Origin of the sequence: Pseudomonas sp. NFX98 (assembly GCF_047784845.1) — a bacterium.
Classification (GTDB): domain Bacteria; phylum Pseudomonadota; class Gammaproteobacteria; order Pseudomonadales; family Pseudomonadaceae; genus Aquipseudomonas.
On record NZ_JBLNNF010000021.1, the window covers coordinates 37,500 to 55,742 of the forward strand.

Annotated in this window: 15 protein-coding genes; 7 read left to right on the forward strand and 8 right to left on the reverse strand. The window is 61.6% G+C overall.

The features are described 5' to 3' along the window. Window positions 1-5: 5 nt before the first annotated feature. Complete coding sequence (gene mltF, locus ACM110_RS24835) at window positions 6-1,466, reverse strand: membrane-bound lytic murein transglycosylase MltF (protein ID WP_416129832.1); 1,461 nt, start codon at window positions 1,464-1,466, stop codon at window positions 6-8. 285 nt (window positions 1,467-1,751) lie between these two features. Between mltF and purL the strand changes: the two genes are divergently transcribed. Next, on the forward strand, window positions 1,752-5,648 hold the full coding sequence (purL, locus tag ACM110_RS24840) for a phosphoribosylformylglycinamidine synthase (RefSeq protein WP_416129833.1): 3,897 nt from the start codon (window positions 1,752-1,754) through the stop codon (window positions 5,646-5,648). A gap of 5 nt (window positions 5,649-5,653) precedes the next feature. Next, on the forward strand, window positions 5,654-5,965 hold the full coding sequence (locus ACM110_RS24845) for a YqfO family protein (protein WP_057716278.1): 312 nt from the start codon (window positions 5,654-5,656) through the stop codon (window positions 5,963-5,965). 172 nt (window positions 5,966-6,137) lie between these two features. Here the strand turns inward: ACM110_RS24845 and nagE are convergent, their stop codons facing one another. The 7 genes from nagE to ACM110_RS24880 form a co-directional block, all read right to left on the reverse strand. Continuing rightward, complete coding sequence (gene nagE / locus ACM110_RS24850; protein WP_416129834.1) at window positions 6,138-7,853, reverse strand: N-acetylglucosamine-specific PTS transporter subunit IIBC; 1,716 nt, start codon at window positions 7,851-7,853, stop codon at window positions 6,138-6,140. A gap of 29 nt (window positions 7,854-7,882) precedes the next feature. Further along, window positions 7,883-10,399: a phosphoenolpyruvate--protein phosphotransferase gene (ptsP, locus tag ACM110_RS24855; protein WP_416129835.1), complete on the reverse strand. Its 2,517-nt coding sequence runs from the start codon at window positions 10,397-10,399 to the stop codon at window positions 7,883-7,885. A 153-nt stretch (window positions 10,400-10,552) separates the two neighbouring features. After that, a complete protein-coding gene (locus ACM110_RS24860; protein ID WP_416129836.1) occupies window positions 10,553-11,575 on the reverse strand; it encodes an SIS domain-containing protein in 1,023 nt (340 codons plus the stop codon). Further along, on the reverse strand, window positions 11,556-12,662 hold the full coding sequence (nagA, locus tag ACM110_RS24865; protein ID WP_416129837.1) for an N-acetylglucosamine-6-phosphate deacetylase: 1,107 nt from the start codon (window positions 12,660-12,662) through the stop codon (window positions 11,556-11,558). The genes ACM110_RS24860 and nagA overlap by 20 nt, the downstream gene beginning before the upstream one ends. Before the next feature lie 21 nt (window positions 12,663-12,683). Continuing rightward, window positions 12,684-13,415, reverse strand: a complete 732-nt coding sequence (locus ACM110_RS24870; RefSeq protein ID WP_416129838.1) for a GntR family transcriptional regulator — start codon at window positions 13,413-13,415, stop codon at window positions 12,684-12,686. Between the two features lie 297 nt (window positions 13,416-13,712). Continuing rightward, complete coding sequence (locus tag ACM110_RS24875) at window positions 13,713-14,216, reverse strand: L,D-transpeptidase family protein (RefSeq protein WP_338584924.1); 504 nt, start codon at window positions 14,214-14,216, stop codon at window positions 13,713-13,715. A gap of 52 nt (window positions 14,217-14,268) precedes the next feature. Then, a complete protein-coding gene (locus ACM110_RS24880; protein WP_416129839.1) occupies window positions 14,269-14,817 on the reverse strand; it encodes an NUDIX hydrolase in 549 nt (182 codons plus the stop codon). Between the two features lie 147 nt (window positions 14,818-14,964). Here ACM110_RS24880 and ACM110_RS24885 point away from each other — a divergent pair, with 147 nt between their 5' ends. The 5 genes from ACM110_RS24885 (at window position 14,965) to purT (ending at window position 18,223) form a co-directional block, all read left to right on the forward strand. Further along, window positions 14,965-15,564, forward strand: a complete 600-nt coding sequence (locus ACM110_RS24885) for a CoA pyrophosphatase (RefSeq protein WP_338584926.1) — start codon at window positions 14,965-14,967, stop codon at window positions 15,562-15,564. A 55-nt stretch (window positions 15,565-15,619) separates the two neighbouring features. Then, the gene (locus ACM110_RS24890; RefSeq protein WP_027924900.1) at window positions 15,620-16,144 is read left to right on the forward strand and encodes a gamma carbonic anhydrase family protein; all 525 of its coding nucleotides are present in this window, start codon (window positions 15,620-15,622) and stop codon (window positions 16,142-16,144) included. Beyond that, window positions 16,141-16,359: a DUF1289 domain-containing protein gene (locus ACM110_RS24895; protein WP_416129840.1), complete on the forward strand. Its 219-nt coding sequence runs from the start codon at window positions 16,141-16,143 to the stop codon at window positions 16,357-16,359. Before ACM110_RS24890 ends, ACM110_RS24895 begins: the two co-directional genes overlap by 4 nt. Before the next feature lie 137 nt (window positions 16,360-16,496). Then, complete coding sequence (locus ACM110_RS24900) at window positions 16,497-16,964, forward strand: preQ0 transporter (protein WP_416129841.1); 468 nt, start codon at window positions 16,497-16,499, stop codon at window positions 16,962-16,964. 77 nt (window positions 16,965-17,041) lie between these two features. Then, on the forward strand, window positions 17,042-18,223 hold the full coding sequence (gene purT / locus ACM110_RS24905) for a formate-dependent phosphoribosylglycinamide formyltransferase (protein WP_338584929.1): 1,182 nt from the start codon (window positions 17,042-17,044) through the stop codon (window positions 18,221-18,223). The last annotated feature ends 20 nt before the right edge of the window (window positions 18,224-18,243 follow it).

Genomic DNA, 18,243 nt, shown 5'->3' on the forward strand with positions numbered 1-18,243 from the left:
TTGCTTTAAAGCGGGGCAGGCTCCTGCGCCGGCTTGGTCTTGTCGATCCCCGGAACCAGCAGTTTGCCCTCGGCCACTTGATCGCCTTCAAGCTGCGGCTGCGTGACCCAGGTCAGGATGTCGTAGTAGCGACGGATGTTCGCCACGAAATGCACCGGCTCGCCGCCACGGGCGTAGCCGTAACGGGTCTTGCTGTACCACTTCTTCTCGGACAGGCGCGGCAGGATTTTCTTCACGTCCAGCCATTTGTCCGGGTTCAACCCTTCCTTGGCCGCCAGCTTGCGCGCGTCATCCAGGTGGCCACTGCCGACGTTGTAGGCGGCGAGTGCAAACCAGGTGCGATCCGGTTCCTGGATCGAATCGTCCAGTTGTTCCTTCATGTACGCCAGGTACTTCGCTCCGCCCATGATGCTCTGCTTGGGGTCGAGGCGGTTGGACACGCCCATCGCCTGCGCGGTGTTCTGGGTCAGCATCATCAGGCCGCGCACACCGGTCTTGGACGTGACGGCCGGTTGCCACAGGGATTCCTGATAACCGACCGCGGCCAGCAGGCGCCAGTCGACTTTCTCTATCTTGGCGTAGGCCTTGAAGTGCTTCTCGTATTTGGGCAGGCGTTGCTGCAAGTGCTGGGCGAAAGTGGTGGCGCCCATGTAGCCGAGGACGTCGACGTGCCCGTAGTAACGGTCCTTGAGGCGTTGCAGAGTGCCGTTTTTCTTGACCTTGTCGAGGTAGTCGTTGATCTCGTTGAGCAGGCTGTTGTCATCGCCTGCCGCCACCGCCCAGCTCTGGTTGTTGGCGTCGCCGAGGTCGAAGGCGACCCGGATGTTGGTGAAGTACACCTGGTTCATCGCGACTTCATTGGAGTCGACCAGGGTCAGGTCGATCTGGCCTTCGTCGACCATGCGCAACAGGTCGACCACTTCAACCTGGTCGGATTCTTCGTAGTCGATGCCGGGGAATTTCTTTTTCAGCTCCGCCAGTTGCTCGGCGTGGGTGCTGCCCTTGAGCACCATGATCTTCTTGCCGACCAGGTCTTTCGCGTCGGTGGGGCGCGACTGGCCGTTGCGGTAGATGATCTGCGGGGTAACTTCCAGATAGGAGTGGGAGAAACGCACCTGTTTCTTGCGGTCGTCACTGCTGACCAGGCCGGCAGCCGCCAGCACCGGGCCGTTCGGTTTACCAATCTGATTGAACAGGTCGTCGAGGTTATCGGCGGTCTCGATCTTCAGTTCGACCCCCAGATCGTCGGCGAAACGCTTCACCAGCTCGTATTCGAAGCCGGTTTCACCGTTGCGATCCTGAAAGTAGGTGGCGGGGCTGTTTCGGGTGACCACCCGCAGCACACCATCCTCCTTTACGCGCTCCAGCGTGTTGGGTTTATCAACACAGCCGCTGAGCACCAGGAAGAGTCCGGTTGCGATCAGCCATTTGGCGTACCGCGGACGCAAAGCCGTTGGGAAAAACATGTGCGCAGTATACGCAAAGGACCACGGGCGCCATATCTCGACAGCGAAGGGGTTGTCTGCTAGAGATCACAAAACCGAGCAAAACCCCGCAGGAATGGGCCTTGCCCGCATTTTGTTACAGTAAAAATAAGCCAGGGTCACACACCCAATTAACCTGACTTTCGAGGCAGAAACACAGAATGGCACCCGAGTGCAACCGTGCGTAGCGTTTCGGGTGATGTCGCGGGCTGTTTAGGCTAGAATGCACGGCCTCAAAGCACACCCCTTCCCGAGGCTGTCCCGAAGATGTTGATCCTGCGCGGCGCTCCTGCCCTTTCTGCCTTTCGCCACAGCAAGCTCCTTGAGCAACTGAGCCAGAAGGTCCCGGCTGTCAGTGGCCTGTATGCTGAATTCGCTCACTTCGCCGAAGTTACCGGCGTCCTGACCGGCGACGAACAGCAGGTGCTTGCGCGCCTTCTGAAGTACGGTCCAAGCGTTCCGGTCCAGGAGCCGACCGGTCGTCTGTTCCTGGTGTTGCCGCGTTTCGGCACCATCTCGCCATGGTCGAGCAAGGCCAGCGACATCGCTCGCAACTGCGGCCTGAGCAAGATCCAGCGCCTGGAGCGCGGTATTGCGTTCTACGTGGCCGGCCAGTTCAGCGACGCTGAAGCGCAACTGATCTCCGATGCGTTGTACGACCGCATGACCCAGATCGTCCTGGGCAACCTCGAACAGGCCGCCGGCCTGTTCAGCCACGCCGAGCCAAAACCGTTGACCGCGATCGACGTGTTGGGTGGCGGCCGCGCCGCGCTGGAAAAAGCCAACACCGAGCTGGGCCTGGCCCTGGCCGAAGACGAGATCGATTACCTGGTCAACGCCTTCGTCGGCCTGAAGCGCAACCCGCACGACATCGAACTGATGATGTTCGCCCAGGCGAACTCCGAGCACTGCCGTCACAAGATCTTCAACGCCAGTTGGGACATCGACGGCGAGAGCCAGGAAAAAAGCCTGTTCGGCATGATCAAGAACACCTACGTGATGCACAGCGAAGGCGTTCTGTCGGCTTATAAGGACAACGCTTCGGTGATCGTCGGCTCCGTGGCCGGGCGTTTCTTCCCGGACCCTGAGACCCGCCAGTACGGCGCGGTGCAGGAGCCGGTGCACATCCTGATGAAAGTCGAAACTCACAACCACCCGACCGCGATTGCCCCGTTCCCGGGCGCATCCACCGGTTCCGGTGGCGAGATCCGCGACGAAGGCGCGACCGGTCGCGGTGCCAAGCCAAAGGCTGGCCTGACCGGTTTCACCGTATCCAACCTGCAGATCCCGGGTTTCGAACAACCGTGGGAAGTGCCGTACGGCAAGCCTGAGCGCATCGTTACCGCGCTGGACATCATGATCGAAGGCCCGCTCGGCGGCGCTGCGTTCAACAACGAATTCGGTCGTCCGGCGCTGACTGGTTACTTCCGTACCTTCGAACAATCGATCACCACGCCGCACGGTGACGAAGTTCGCGGTTACCACAAGCCGATTATGTTGGCCGGTGGCATGGGCAACATCCGTGAAGAACACGTCAAGAAAGGCGAGATTCTGGTCGGCTCCAAGCTGATCGTACTCGGCGGCCCTGCGATGCTGATCGGCCTGGGCGGCGGCGCGGCTTCCTCCATGGCCACCGGCACCAGCTCGGCAGACCTGGACTTCGCTTCGGTACAGCGCGAAAACCCTGAGATGGAGCGTCGCTGCCAGGAAGTGATCGACCGTTGCTGGCAACTGGGCGACAAGAACCCGATCAGCTTCATCCACGACGTGGGTGCGGGCGGTCTGTCCAACGCCTTCCCGGAACTGGTCAACGACGGCGACCGCGGTGGCCGTTTCGAACTGCGCAACATTCCAAATGACGAGCCGGGCATGGCCCCGCACGAAATCTGGTCCAACGAATCCCAGGAACGTTACGTTCTGGCCGTCGGCCCGGCTGACTTCGAGCGCTTCAAGGCGATCTGCGAACGCGAGCGTTGCCCGTTTGCCGTCGTCGGCGAAGCCACTGCCGAACCGCAACTGACCGTGACCGACAGCCACTTTGGCAACAGCCCGGTGGACATGCCACTGGAAGTGTTGCTGGGCAAGGCGCCACGCATGCACCGTTCGGTGGTTCGTGAAAGCGAACTGGGCGATGACTTCGATCCGTCGACGCTTGACATCGGCAACTGCGTCGAGCGCGTTCTGCATCACCCGGCCGTGGCCAGCAAGAGCTTCCTGATCACCATCGGCGACCGCACCATCACCGGCCTCGTGGCCCGTGACCAAATGGTCGGCCCGTGGCAGGTTCCGGTGGCCGACGTTGCCGTCACCGCCACCAGCTTCGACGTCTACACCGGTGAAGCCATGGCGATGGGCGAGCGTACTCCGCTGGCTCTGCTGGACGCTCCGGCGTCGGGCCGCATGGCCATCGGCGAAACCCTGACCAACATCGCCGCTTCGCGCATCGGCAAGATCTCCGACATCAAACTGTCGGCGAACTGGATGTCGGCGGCCGGTCACCCGGGTGAAGACGCACGTCTGTACGACACCGTGAAAGCGGTCGGCATGGAACTGTGCCCTGAGCTGGGCATCACCATTCCGGTGGGCAAGGACTCGATGTCCATGGCCACCCGCTGGAACGATGAAGGCGTGGACAAGTCCGTGACTTCGCCGATGTCCCTGATCGTGACCGGTTTCGCGCCAGTGACTGACATCCGTCAGACCCTGACCCCGCAACTGCGCATGGACAAGGGCACCACCGACCTGATCCTGATCGACCTCGGCCGTGGCCAGAACCGCATGGGCGCCTCGATCCTCGCGCAGGTTCACGGCAAACTCGGCATGCACGCTCCGGACGTCGATGACGCTGAAGACCTGAAAGCCTTCTTCGCAGTGATCCAGGGCCTCAACGCCGACGGTCACCTGCTGGCTTACCACGACCGTTCCGACGGTGGTCTGCTGACCAGCGTTGTCGAGATGGCCTTCGCCGGTCACTGCGGCCTGAGCCTCAACCTCGACGGTCTGGCGGAAACTTCCGCCGACATCGCCGCCATCCTGTTCAACGAAGAACTGGGTGCCGTGATCCAGGTTCGCCAGGACGCCACGCCGGACATCCTCGCGCAGTTCAGCGCTGCCGGCCTGGGCGACTGCGTGTCGGTCATCGGTCAGCCGATCAACAATGGCGAGATCAACATCACCTTCAACGGTGACACCGTGTTCGAAGGCCAGCGTCGTCTGCTGCAACGCCAGTGGGCCGAGACCAGCTACCAAATCCAGCGTCTGCGTGACAACGCCGACTGCGCCGATCAGGAATTCGACGTACTGCTGGAAGAAGACAACCCGGGCCTGAGCGTCAAGCTCAGCTACGACGTCAACCAGGACGTCGCCGCGCCTTACATCAAGAAAGGCATTCGCCCACAGGTTGCCGTACTGCGTGAGCAGGGCGTCAACGGTCAGGTGGAAATGGCAGCGGCATTCGACCGCGCCGGTTTCAACGCGATCGACGTGCACATGAGCGACATTCTGGCCGGCCGTGTCGACCTGAACGAGTTCAAGGGCATGGTCGCTTGCGGTGGTTTCTCCTATGGCGACGTATTGGGTGCCGGTGAAGGCTGGGCAAAATCGGCGCTGTTCAACAGCCGTGCCCGCGATGCGTTCCAGGGTTTCTTCGAGCGTAACGACAGCTTCACCCTCGGCGTGTGCAACGGTTGCCAGATGATGTCCAACCTGCACGAGCTGATCCCGGGCAGCGAGTTCTGGCCGCACTTCGTGCGTAACCGTTCCGAGCAGTTCGAAGCCCGCGTTGCGATGGTGCAGATTCAGGAATCGAACTCAATCTTCCTGCAAGGCATGGCCGGTTCGCGTATGCCGATCGCCATCGCCCACGGTGAAGGTCATGCCGAGTTCTCCAGCGAAGAAGCACTGCTGGAAGCCGACCTGTCCGGTTGCGTGGCGATGCGTTTCGTCGACAACCACGGCAAGGTCACCGAAAACTACCCGGCCAACCCGAACGGCTCGCCGCGCGGGATCACTGGTTTGACCAGCCGCGACGGTCGCGTAACGATCATGATGCCGCACCCGGAGCGTGTGTTCCGCGCTGTGCAGAACTCGTGGCGTTCGGACGAGTGGAACGAAGATGCACCGCTGATGCGCATGTTCCGTAACGCTCGCGTGTGGGTGAACTAAGCGCCGTGTACAAGCTGAGTTTTTTTGTTCCCGACAGTCATGTCGAAGTGGTCAAAAGCGCCGTATTCGCCGCCGGTGGCGGTCGGATCGGTGCCTATGACCACTGTGCGTGGCAGGTGCTTGGCACTGGCCAGTTTCGTCCGCTGGACGGCAGTCAGCCGTTCATTGGCGAAGCGGGGCAGGTCGAGCAGGTCGAGGAATGGAAGGTTGAGCTTGTGGTGGCCGATGAGTTGATTCGCTCGGTGGTGGCGGCTTTGAAGCAGAGCCATCCCTACGAGACACCGGCCTATGAAGTGTGGCGGTTGGAGGATTTCTGATTCCCTGGCTGCTGAAATAAGAAACCCGCTGAGAGTGATTTCAGCGGGTTTTTTGTTGCTTTGAATTCCTCTGTAGGAGCTGCCGAAGGCTGCGATCTTTTGATTTTGTTTTTTAAGATCAAGGTCAAAAGATCGCAGCCTGCGGCAGCTCCTACACCATGTTCGTTGTGGATTAGACCTTCGCACTCACCTCACTGCGATTGACCAACGCTTCCAGCGCATCACTCAAGCTCGGCGCCTTGTCGCCAACCAGCAGATGCCAGATGCCACCCTCCAACTGACTCACTCCCTGACACCCCAACGCCTTCAGTTCGCACTCCGACAACACCTTGCCATCCGCCAGTTGCAGGCGAATGCGGGTCATGGCCACGCAGTCCAGTTGCAGCACATTGTCGCCACCGCCGAGCGCGTTCAGCCATTGCTGGGCCTCAGGTGTCGCCACGGCGGCAGGGGGCGGTGCGTCGACAGCGACCGCCGGGGTGGAGATCAGCGCGCGACCCAGCGCCGGCATCGCGAGGCGAATCTCGTCGGCAATGCTGTCGGCCATCGGCCCGACCACCACCTGCAAACTTCCGCCCTTGCCCGGGCGTACCACGGCCATGGCGCCCAGCGCTTTCAAATCCGCGTCCGAGGCCTTGTTGCGGTCCACCATGTCCAGGCGCAAGCGTGTGGTGCAGGCGCCGACGGTGATCAGGTTTTCCGCGCCGCCCAAGGCCTTGATGTACGCCCCGGCCCGTTCGTTGTCGGCCACAACGACTTGCTCGGCGGCGGCGACGCCTTCACGGCCCGGGGTTTTCAGGTCGAAGCGGCGGATACAGAAATCAAACACGACGTAGTAGATGACGGCGTACGCCAGGCCAACCGGGAACACCAGCCAGCCGTTGGTGGATTTGCCCCAGCCAAGAACCATGTCGATGAAGCCGCCGGAAAAGGTGAAGCCCAAATGGATGTTCAGCGCGTTGGTGACGGCCATCGCCAGACCGGTCAGCAAGGCGTGCAGCAAAAACAGCAGCGGCGCGAGGAACATGAAGGCGAATTCGATCGGCTCGGTCACGCCGGTCAAAAATGCAGTCAGCGCCATCGACAGAAAAATCCCACCCATGATTTTGCGGCGTTCCGGCAACGCATTGCGGTACATCGCCAGGCACGCGGCGGGCAGGCCGAAGATCATCATCGGGAACATGCCGGTCATGAACTGGCCGCCTTTAGGGTCGCCGGCAAAGTAGCGCGACAGATCACCGGTCACCAACGCGCCGGTGGTTGGGTCGGTGAAGTTGCCGAACACGAACCACGCCATGTTGTTGAGGATGTGGTGCAGGCCGGTGACGATCAGCAGGCGGTTGAACACGCCGAAGACGAATGCACCGAAGCTGCCGCTTTCCATCATCAACGTGCCGAAGCTGTTGATGCCTTGCTGGATTGGCGGCCAGATGTAGCCGAAAACCACGCCCAGGCCGACCGCGGCGAACCCGGTGACAATCGGCACGAAGCGCCGGCCACCGAAAAATGCCAGGTACTCCGGCAACTTGATGTCCTTGAAACGGTTGTACAGCGCGCCGGCCATCAAGCCGCTGACGATCCCGGCGAGCATGCCCATGTTGATGCTCGCATCCAGCACCTTGAGCGTGGAGATCATCACCAGATAGCCAATGACACCGGCAAGGCCTGCGGTGCCGTTATTGTCCTTGGCGAACCCGACCGCGATGCCGATGGCAAAGATCATTGCCAGGTTGGCGAAGATCACCTGACCAGCGTCGTGAATGATTGCGATGTTCAGCAAGTCGGTGTCGCCCAGGCGCAGCAACAGGCCGGCAATCGGCAGGATCGCGATCGGCAGCATCAGCGCGCGGCCGAGGCGCTGCAGGCCTTCAATGAAAAGTTGGTACATGGCGGTTCTCCCTGGTTTCTTTTTGTTCTTTAGCTCAGAGGCCAATGCTGATGACAGGCGTGACGCACCGCGCTGGCGCTGCTCAGTTTGAGCAGGTCGTGGCTGATGCGCCGGCATTCGCTGGCGTCGAGGTGGCGCACGCGGTCCTTGATTTCGCCGATCTGCACCGGGCTCACCGACAGTTCACTCACGCCCAGCCCGATCAATACCGGCGTCGCCAGTGGATCAGACGCCAGCGCCCCGCAGACTCCGACCCAACGCTGATGCTGCGCAGCACCGGCGCAGGTTTGCGCGATCAGTCGCAGCAAGGCCGGGTGCATGGCATCGACTCGCGAAGCAAGACCGGCGTGGTCACGGTCCATGGCCAGGGTGTATTGCGACAGGTCGTTGGTGCCGATGGACAGGAAGTCCGCGTGTTCGGCCAGTTGCTCGGCCAGCAGCGCGGCGGCCGGGACTTCGATCATGACGCCCAGCTCCGGGCGTTGCGTCAGGCCGAGTTCGGTACACAAGGCATCGAGACGCTGGCGGATGTGCAGCAGTTCATCGACTTCGGTCACCATCGGCAACAGGATCCGGCAACGCGATAAAGGCGTGACATGTAGCAAGGCTCGCAGTTGCTGGTCGAGGATTTCCGGGCGCGCCTGAGCCAGGCGAATGCCGCGCAGGCCCAACACGGGGTTGGCTTCAGCGGGCAATGGCAGATAGTCGAGTTGCTTGTCGCCGCCGACGTCGATGGTGCGGATGATCACCGACTTGTCGCCCATGTCATCGAGCACTGCTTGATAGGCGTGACGCTGTTCCTGTTCGTCCGGCGCGGTGTGGCGGTCGACGAACAGAAACTCGGTACGCAGCAGGCCGACGCCATCCGCGCCGTTGGCCAAGGCGTCGGCCGCTTCAGTGCTGGATGCCACGTTGGCCGCGACTTCAATTTGCACGCCATCAAGGGTTTGCGCCGGGGTGTGCGCCTGCGCCTGTTGCTCGGTGCGGCGCAGTTGTTGAGCACGTTGCGCGTCCCGCACTTCGGCCAGACGTTCTGCGGTTGGAATCAATTCGAGACGACCGCCGTCGGCATCCAGCACCACCGCTTGGCCCTGCTCCTGATCCAGCAGCGACGAACCCAGGGCGACCATGCACGGCAAGCCTTTGCCCCGCGCAAGAATCGCCACGTGAGACGTCGCTCCGCCTTCGGCCATGCACAGCCCCGCCACACCTTGCTGACTCAGTTGCAGCAGGTCGGATGGGGTCAACTCATGGGCGGCGATGATCGCGCCGGGCGGAATGTCGTAATGCCAGGCTTCGCCGAGCAGGGCGCGCAGCACCCGTTGCTTGAGGTCGCGCAGGTCGTTGGCGCGTTCGGCTAGCAGTGAACTGCCGAGTTGCTGGAGCACGTCGCACTGTGCGTCGATCGACTGACTCCAGGCGTGAGTCGCGGCTGTACCGAGTTGTATGGAGTGATCGGCGGCGTCGAGCAATGCCGGGTCTTCCAGTAGCGCGAGGTGCGCGGCGAAGATGGCCTCTTCGTCAGTGCTTTTGTGTTTTCTGGCCTGGGCCAGGGTGCCGGCGATTTCACTGCGCACCTGGGTTAGCGCAGTGTCGAGGGCTTGTCGTTGTTGCGTCGGATCATTGTGCCCGGCATCCACCGGCAGGCTGATCGCGTTCAAACGAAACAGCGGTCCGCCGACCAACCCCGGTGCCGCACAGACACCGTGCAACACACCCGCTTCAGCCGCACGATTGCGCTGGGCCATCGGTGCTGGCGCGGCGGCGTGATGTTCTTCGGCCAACGCTGTGGACAAGGCGATCAACAAGGCTTGCAACGCGGCTTCGGCGTCCGGGCCCTGGCAGCTGACCTGAACGTCGTCCTGCTCGCCGATCGCCAAACCCATGAGACCGATCAGGCTGTCGCAGGTCGCCGATTTGCCGGCGAAATGCAGCTGCGACTTGCTCTTGAAGCCTTGGGCGGTCTGACGAATCAGCGCTGCGGGCCGCGCGTGCAAACCGCCGCGATGGGCGATGCGGATGTGGCCGATCTGCTCTTCGCCGACAAGCTCCAGTTCAGAATGAGCGCCAACGCCGTTGCGACGAATGATGTGCAACAACGGCTCGCCGACCTTCACCGATTTGAGCGTGATGGGCCGAGCCTGAAAATCCTGACTGTTGGTGAGGATCAGCAGACTGACCAGGCTTTTGCACTGTTGCGCGACCTTGTCCTGGTCGTAGCGCAGCAGCGGCTGGCCGTTGGCGACTCGCGCGCCTTCCTGCACCAGCATGGTAAAGCCCTGGCCTTGCAGCTCGACCGTGTCGAGTCCCAGGTGCAACAGCAATTCGGCGCCGTTGTCGGCACGCAGGGTCACGGCGTGGCCGGTGCGCGCGACGTGCACCACGACACCGGCGCAAGGCGCGTGCAGGGTGTCGTTCAAGGGATCGATGGCGATCCCGTCACCCATGGCGCCGCTGGCGAACACCGCATCCGGGACTTTCGCGAGCGTGAGCACCGGGCCGCTGAGCGGGGCGCTGAGGGTCAGCTCTTTATTGTTTTTGTGCATGGCTCGGTCTCATCAGGAAAACTACGATTCGGAAATCTGGCCCGGTCTCTCTTGTAGGAGCTGTCGAGTGAAACGAGGCTGCGATCTTTTTAAATGCAAGATCAAAAGATCGCAGCCTCGTTTCACTCGACAGCTCCTACAGGGGGATTTTTTTCAGTGCGTGCGCGTGACTTTGCTCAGGTGCCGTGGCTGGTCCGGGTCCATGCCGCGAGCGACGGCCAGGCCGGCAGCCATCACGTAGAAGCTCTGGATCGCCAGGATCGGATCGAGGGCCGGGTGTTCGGCGCAGGTTAATGTCAGGTCGCGTTCGAGCACATCATCAGGCGCTGCCAGCAAGACGCGGGCACCGCGCTGGCGCATGTCGGCGGCCAGGCTCAGCAAACCGGCCTGCTCGGCACCCCGTGGGGCGAAAACCAGTAGCGGATAGTTGTCGCCGATCAACGCCATTGGCCCGTGACGCACCTCCGCGCTGCTAAAGGCTTCGGCCTGGATCGCCGAGGTTTCCTTGAACTTGAGCGCCGCTTCCTGAGCGATGGCGAAACCAGCGCCACGGCCAATCACCATCAAGCGCTGGCAATCGCGCAAAGCCTCGATGGCCGGGCTCCAATCCTGTCGCGCAGCGTCACGCAGGCCTTCGGGCAAGGCGAGGCCGGCTTCGAGCAATTCGGCATCGTCTTTCCAGTGGCCGATCAACCGGGCGCTGGCGCTGAGGGTGGCGATAAAGCTCTTGGTCGCGGCGACGCTGCTTTCGGTGCCGGCCAACAGCGGCAGGCTGAATTCGCAGGCGGCTTCCAGCGGCGAATCTGCGGCGTTGACCAGCGAAACGCTCAAGGCACCGCGTTTGCGCAACAGGCGCAGGCTGTTGACCAGATCAGGACTTTGCCCCGATTGCGAGAAGGCGAACGTCACCTGACCGCTGACCTTCAACGGCGCCTGCTGCATGGTCACCACCGACATCGGCAACGAGGCCACCGGATAGCCCAGCAGTTGCATGGTCAGGTAGGCGAAGTAACTGGCCGCGTGGTCGGAACTGCCGCGCGCCACGGTCATCACCACTTGCGGCGGTTGACGGCGCAGGCGTCCGGCAATCTCGATCATTTGTGGATCGAGTTGCTGCAATTGGGCTTGCACGGCCTCGAACGAGGACAGCGCCTCTTCAAGCATTTTTGAAGTCAATGTCTTCTCCTTCGACCATGACGGCGGTCAGTTTCAGTGAGCGATCCAGCCGCACGCAGTCGGCCCAGGCACCCGGTTGCAGGCGCCCGCGTTCGGTGATGCCGAGGTAATCGGCGGGGAATTGCGACAGACGCTGCGAAGCCTCGGCGATCGGCAAACCGATCTTCACCAGGTTGCGCAGGGCCTGATCCATGGTCAGCGTGCTGCCGGCCAGCGTGCCGTCGGGCAGGCGTACGCCGCCCAGGCATTTGGTCACGGTGTGGCTGCCGAGCTTGTATTCACCGTCGGGCATGCCCGCGGCGGCGGTCGAGTCGGTGACGCAATACAGGCACGGGATCGAACGCAGGGCCACGCGGATCGCGCCGGGGTGCACGTGCAGCAAGTCGGGAATCAGCTCGGCGAATTTGGCGTGGGCCAGCGCCGCGCCGACGATGCCCGGCTCGCGGTGATGCAACGGGCTCATGGCGTTATAGAGGTGGGTGAAACTGGTCGCGCCAGCTTCAAGCGCGGCGACGCCTTCCTCATAACTGCCAAGCGTGTGGCCGATCTGCATACGCACGCCTCGGCTGCTGAGGGCGCGGATCAGGGCATCGTGACCGGCGATTTCCGGGGCGATGGTGATGACGCGAATCGGCGCCAGCGCCAGGTACTCTTCGACTTCGGCCATCAGCGCGGTGTGGGCGAAATTCGGTTGAGCGCCGAGTTTTCCGGGATTGATGTACGGGCCTTCGAGGTGCACGCCGAGGACGCGGGCGCTGCCTTTTGGGCGCTGCTCACAGAACTCGCCGACGGCTTTAAGCACGCGCGAGATTTCCTCGCTCGGCGCGGTCATGGTGGTGGCCAGCAGCGATGTGGTGCCGAAGCGCACGTGGGTTTTGGTGATGGTTTCGAAGGCGGGTGCACCTTCCATGATGTCTTTGCCGCCGCCGCCGTGAACGTGCAGGTCAATGAAACCTGGCAGCAGATATGGCAAGTCATTGTCTGCCGGATCGCAGGGCAGGCCTTCGATCGACACGACTTTGCCGTGTTCGTGAACCAGTCGGCCGCGAATCCAGCCGTCGGGGGTGAGGATGTTGTCTTCGGACATGATCTGTTCTCGATGTTCGGCTTAGCGACGCAGCTCAGCCACAAAGTCGTAGTAGTCGTTGCGGCAATAAGTGTCGGTGACTTCGATCGGCGTGTTGTCTTCGAGGTAGCCGACCCGGGTCATCAGCAACATGGCGGTGCCAGGGGCGATGCCCACCAGTGCGGCGAACTCGTCTGAGGCGTTGATTGCCTGAATGTGCTGCAACGCGCGGACGATCGGTTTGCCGATGCCGTCGAGGTATTCGTAAAGGGAGTCGCCGACTGCTTGCGGCTTGGGAATGATCGAGGCGGGCAGGGTGCTCATCTCGATGGCCATCACCGTGTCGTCGGCCTTGCGCAGGCGTTTGAGGCGCGCAACTTTGTCGTTGGGCGACAGACCGAGGCGGATCAGTTCTTCGTGGGTCGGCAGGGTGATTTCTCGTTCCAGCCATTGGGAGCCAGGCACGAAGCCTTTGAGGCGGAGCATTTCGCTGAAACCGGAAAGGCGCGACAGCGGTTGTTCCAGGCGCGGAGTGATGAACGTGCCGGAGCCTTGGTTGCGGCGGATCAGGCCTTGTTCGAACAGCACTTCCAACGCCTTGCGTGCGGTGACACGGGAGATACCCAACATTTCGCTGAGGTTGCGCTCCGACGGCATCGCCTGCTCGGCTTTCCACTGGCCGGCATGGATCGCCGCTTCCAGATTGCGCGCCAGTTGCAGGTACAGCGGCGTGGGTTGGGTGTCGTCGGGGCGTAGGGCCTGGAGGTCGTTCATGTAGGTTCTGTCCGATGCGGATGTAGGATTGTTGTCGATCGGTTGTGGGTCGAAAACTAATACCACTTGAATACCATGTCAACGGCAGTGCTTTACCGCAGATGAGCGAAAACAGCCAAATGCGGCGCGGCTGTAGGTGGGTTGGTCTGAAGTGGTATTAGCGGTGGGGTTTAGAACGACAAAGATCGCAGCCTGCGGCAGCTCCTACAGAGCGAAATGGTATTCATCCTCTAGGAGCTGCCGCAGACTGCGATCTTTTGAATTTATTTTTCGAGGGCGACCAATGGTCGTGGGGAATTACGGGCGGATTTCGATCATCGTGCCGTCCGGCACCAGGTTCCAGACTTCGCGCATGTCCATGTTGCGCATGGCGATGCAGCCGTCGGTCCAGTCCAGGGTGTGGAACAGTTGCTCGGGATTGTCTTCGGTGTCCGGCGTGCCATGGATCATGATCATGCCGCCGGGATCGACGCCTTCACGCCGTGAACGGGCGGAATCGCTGATGTTCGGGTAGGAAATGTGCATCGCCAGGTTGAATTTTTCACTGGTCTTGCGCCAGTCGAGCCAGTAGAAGCCTTCCGGCGTGCGTTTATCGCCTTCCATAAGCTTCTGTCCCTTGGGGCGTTTGCCCAGGGAAATGCGATAGGTCTTGATCGGCTTGCCGTCATTGATCAATTGCAGTTGATGGGAAGACTTGAGAACCAGGACTTTCTCGATGACCTTGCCGTCAAGCGATCCCACGGCCGAAGCCTGGGACACCGCTACGAACGACAAACAGAACAGGGCAAGCAACCAGCGCATTGAAACGATTCCCCAGGAGGTGTCGCGACTATATATATTTATAGGTGTTTTTTTAGTTGGCAGGCTGAGCAAGCGGCGGGATCGATTCGGACCGCACGGGGTAGACCTCGGTCCGCCGGTCAGCGAAGAAGCATTCTAAGGTACGGCCCACCGTGCGGAAAGCCAGCTCGTCCCACGGAATGTCCGCTTCGTCGAATAGTTGCACTTCCAGGCTCTCGGGACCGGCAGCAAAGTCCAGGTCCGCCAGTTCGGCGCGGAAGAACACATGCACCTGGCTGATGTGCGGCACATCGATCAGCGTGTAGATGCTCAGGTTGCGCACCCGGGCGCAGGCTTCCTCGGCGGTTTCGCGAACGGCCGCCTGCTCGATGGTCTCACCGTTCTCCATGAAACCGGCGGGCAGGGTCCAGTAACCCAGGCGCGGCTCTATCGCGCGGCGGCAGAGCAAGACCTTGGTGCCCCAGGTCGCGACGCAGCCAGCGACGATATTGGGGTTCTGGTAATGAATGGTGTGACAGCTGTCGCAGACAAAACGCAGGCGTGAATCGCCTTCGGGAATGCGCTGGGTCACCGGGTTGCCGCACTGACTGCAAAATTTCATGCTTGGGTTCCTGAATGCTGCGCCTATCTTGGCGTGCGGCGGTGTCTGTCGGCAAGTTGTCGTTTCGCGACATGGGGCTGTTGCGGGGGTTGGGCGGCCGCAGCGATTGGTGCATGATGCCGGGTAAGGCACAGATCGAGAACACTCATGCTGGACGAGCTACTGCATCGGGTAAGCAACCACACACCGCGCACGCTGGAGACCGACCGCCGTTTCCCCGAGGCCGCCGTACTGGTGCCCATCACCCGCAGTGACGAACCGGAACTGGTGTTGACCCTGCGTGCAAGCGGGCTCTCGACCCATGGCGGCGAAGTCGCTTTCCCCGGCGGACGCCGTGACCCCGAAGACCCGGACCTGATTTTCACCGCCCTGCGCGAAGCCGAAGAAGAGATCGGCCTGCCGCCGGGTCTGGTCGAAGTGATCGGCCCGCTCAGCCCGCTGATCTCCCTGCATGGCATCAAGGTCACGCCTTATGTCGGCGTGATTCCGGATTTCGTCGAGTACCGGGCCAACGATGCCGAGATCGCTGCAGTGTTCAGCGTGCCGCTGGAATTCTTCCGCAAAGACCCGCGTGAGCACACCCACCGCATCGATTATCAGGGCCGTAGCTGGTACGTGCCGAGCTACCGCTATGGCGAGTACAAGATCTGGGGGCTGACGGCGATCATGGTCGTCGAGTTGATCAATCTGCTCTATGACGCGAAAATCAGCCTGCACCAGCCACCCAAAAGCTTTATCAATACCTGAGCCATCGTTCGAATGGCCTGAAAACGCGGCTGCCTGAGCCCTGAGGAAAATCACGATGAAATACCGTCTGGGCGACGCCCGCGTCGAAACCCACCCACAGAGCTGGGTCGCACCCAATGCCGTGCTGGTGGGCAAGGTCAAGCTGGAAGAGGGCGCCAACGTCTGGTTCAACGCCGTGCTGCGCGGCGACAATGAGCTGATCCTGATCGGCAAGAACAGCAACGTCCAGGACGGCACCGTGATGCACACCGACATGGGCTATCCGCTGACCATCGGCACCGGCGTGACCATCGGCCACAACGCGATGCTCCATGGCTGCACCGTGGGCGACTACAGCCTGATCGGGATCAACGCGGTGATCCTCAACGGCGCGAAGATCGGCAAGAATTGCATCATCGGCGCCAATTCGCTGATCGGCGAAGGCAAAGAGATTCCGGACGGTTCGCTGGTCATGGGCTCGCCAGGCAAGGTTGTGCGCGAGCTGACCGAGCCGCAGAAGAAGATGCTGGAAGCCAGTGCCGCTCACTATGTGCATAACTCGCAGCGCTACGCCCGCGATCTGGCCGAGCAGGAAGAATGAGCACACCCGAACGCCCGGTGGCATCGCCCTGCGTGAGCATTTGTGCGCTGGATGACGATGACATCTGCACCGGTTGCCAACGCACGGTGGAAGAAATCACCCGCTGGAGCCGCATGGACAATGCCGAGCGCCGTAAGGTGCTGGGGTTGTGTCATGAGCGGGCGAAGGCCAGTGGGTTGGTGTGGATGATCGGTAAAACACCAGGGCAGCAATAGAAGATCAAGATCAAAAGATCGCAGCCTTCGGCAGCTCCTACAGGGATTGTGTAGGAGCTGCCGAAGGCTGCGATCTTTTGACTTTGTGGTCAGCTGAAGTACCCTGTGCACAAAATTGACAGGTACTTGTACACGCCATGCTCTTCCTGATCGCCTACATCAGCAGCGTCGTGCTGATCAACTTCGCCTTTTCCACCGCGCCGCACCTGGACATCATCTGGTCAGCCTGGGGCGGGTTGGTGTTCATCCTGCGCGACATGGTGCAAACGCGCTTCGGCCACGGTGCGATTGCGGCGATGCTGGCGGCGCTGGTGTTGTCTTATATAACGTCCGATCCGTCCATCGCCCTGGCCAGCGCCACGGCGTTCGCCGTATCCGAGTGCATCGACTGGCTGGTGTTCAGCATCACCAAGCGTCCGCTGCACGACCGCCTGTGGATAAGTTCGGCGCTGAGCATTCCCCTCGATACTGTTATCTTTTTCGGCATGATCGACGCGCTGACGCCGGGCGTGATCCTCACCGCGCTTGGCTCGAAGTTCGCCGGTGTGACCGCCGTATGGCTGATCATGGCCTGGCGCCTGCGCAAACAGGCTGTCGTCGGCTGAAGTTCATGTAAAATGCCGCGCTTTCTCCCCATGGGAAGCGTGCTTCCCTCGATGATCCGCTCCTTGAGGACCTTCAGATGACCCGTATCGGAACCCCATTGTCGCCGACCGCGACCCGCGTATTGATGTGTGGCTGTGGCGAGTTGGGCAAGGAAGTGGTGATCGAGCTGCAACGCCTGGGCGTTGAAGTGATTGCCGTGGACCGCTACGCCAACGCGCCCGCCATGCAGGTGGCGCACCGCAGCCACGTGATCAATATGCTCGACGGTGCTGCCCTGCGTGCCGTGATCGAGGCCGAGAAGCCACACTTCATCGTGCCGGAAATCGAAGCCATCGCCACCGCGACCCTGGTGGAACTGGAAGCCGAAGGCTTCACCGTGATCCCGACCGCCCGCGCTACGCAACTGACCATGAACCGTGAAGGCATCCGTCGCCTGGCCGCCGAAGAGCTGGACCTGCCGACCTCGCCGTATCACTTTGCCGACACTTTCGAGGACTACAGCAAGGCCGTCGAAGACCTCGGTTTCCCATGTGTCGTCAAGCCGGTCATGAGTTCCTCGGGCAAAGGCCAGAGCCTGTTGCGCAGCTTTGAAGACGTGAAGACAGCCTGGGATTACGCTCAAGAAGGTGGCCGCGCCGGTAAAGGCCGCGTGATCATCGAAGGCTTCATCGATTTCGACTACGAAATCACCCTGCTGACCGTGCGTCACATCGGCGGCACTACGTTCTGTGCGCCGGTCGGTCACCGTCAGGAGAAGGGCGACTACCAGGAATCCTGGCAGCCGCAAGCCATGAGCCCGGTTGCCCTGGCCGAGTCCGAGCGTGTCGCCAAAGCCGTGACCGAGGCCTTGGGTGGCCGTGGTCTGTTTGGCGTCGAGTTGTTCATCAAGGGTGATCAGGTGTGGTTCAGCGAAGTCTCGCCGCGCCCGCATGATACCGGTCTGGTGACGTTGATTTCCCAGGACCTGTCGCAGTTCGCACTGCACGCCCGCGCGATTCTGGGTCTGCCGATTCCATTGATCCGTCAGTTCGGGCCTTCGGCTTCGGCGGTGATTCTGGTGGAAGGGCAGTCGACCCAGACTGCTTTCGCCAATCTGGGCGCCGCGTTGAGCGAGCCGGATACCGCGCTGCGTCTGTTCGGCAAGCCTGAAGTCAACGGTCAGCGCCGCATGGGCGTGGCCCTGGCGCGCGACGAATCGATCGAAGCCGCCCGCGCCAAGGCGACCCGTGCTTCGCAGGCGGTTGTCGTCGAGCTGTAAAAACCGCTTGGACCGCACCA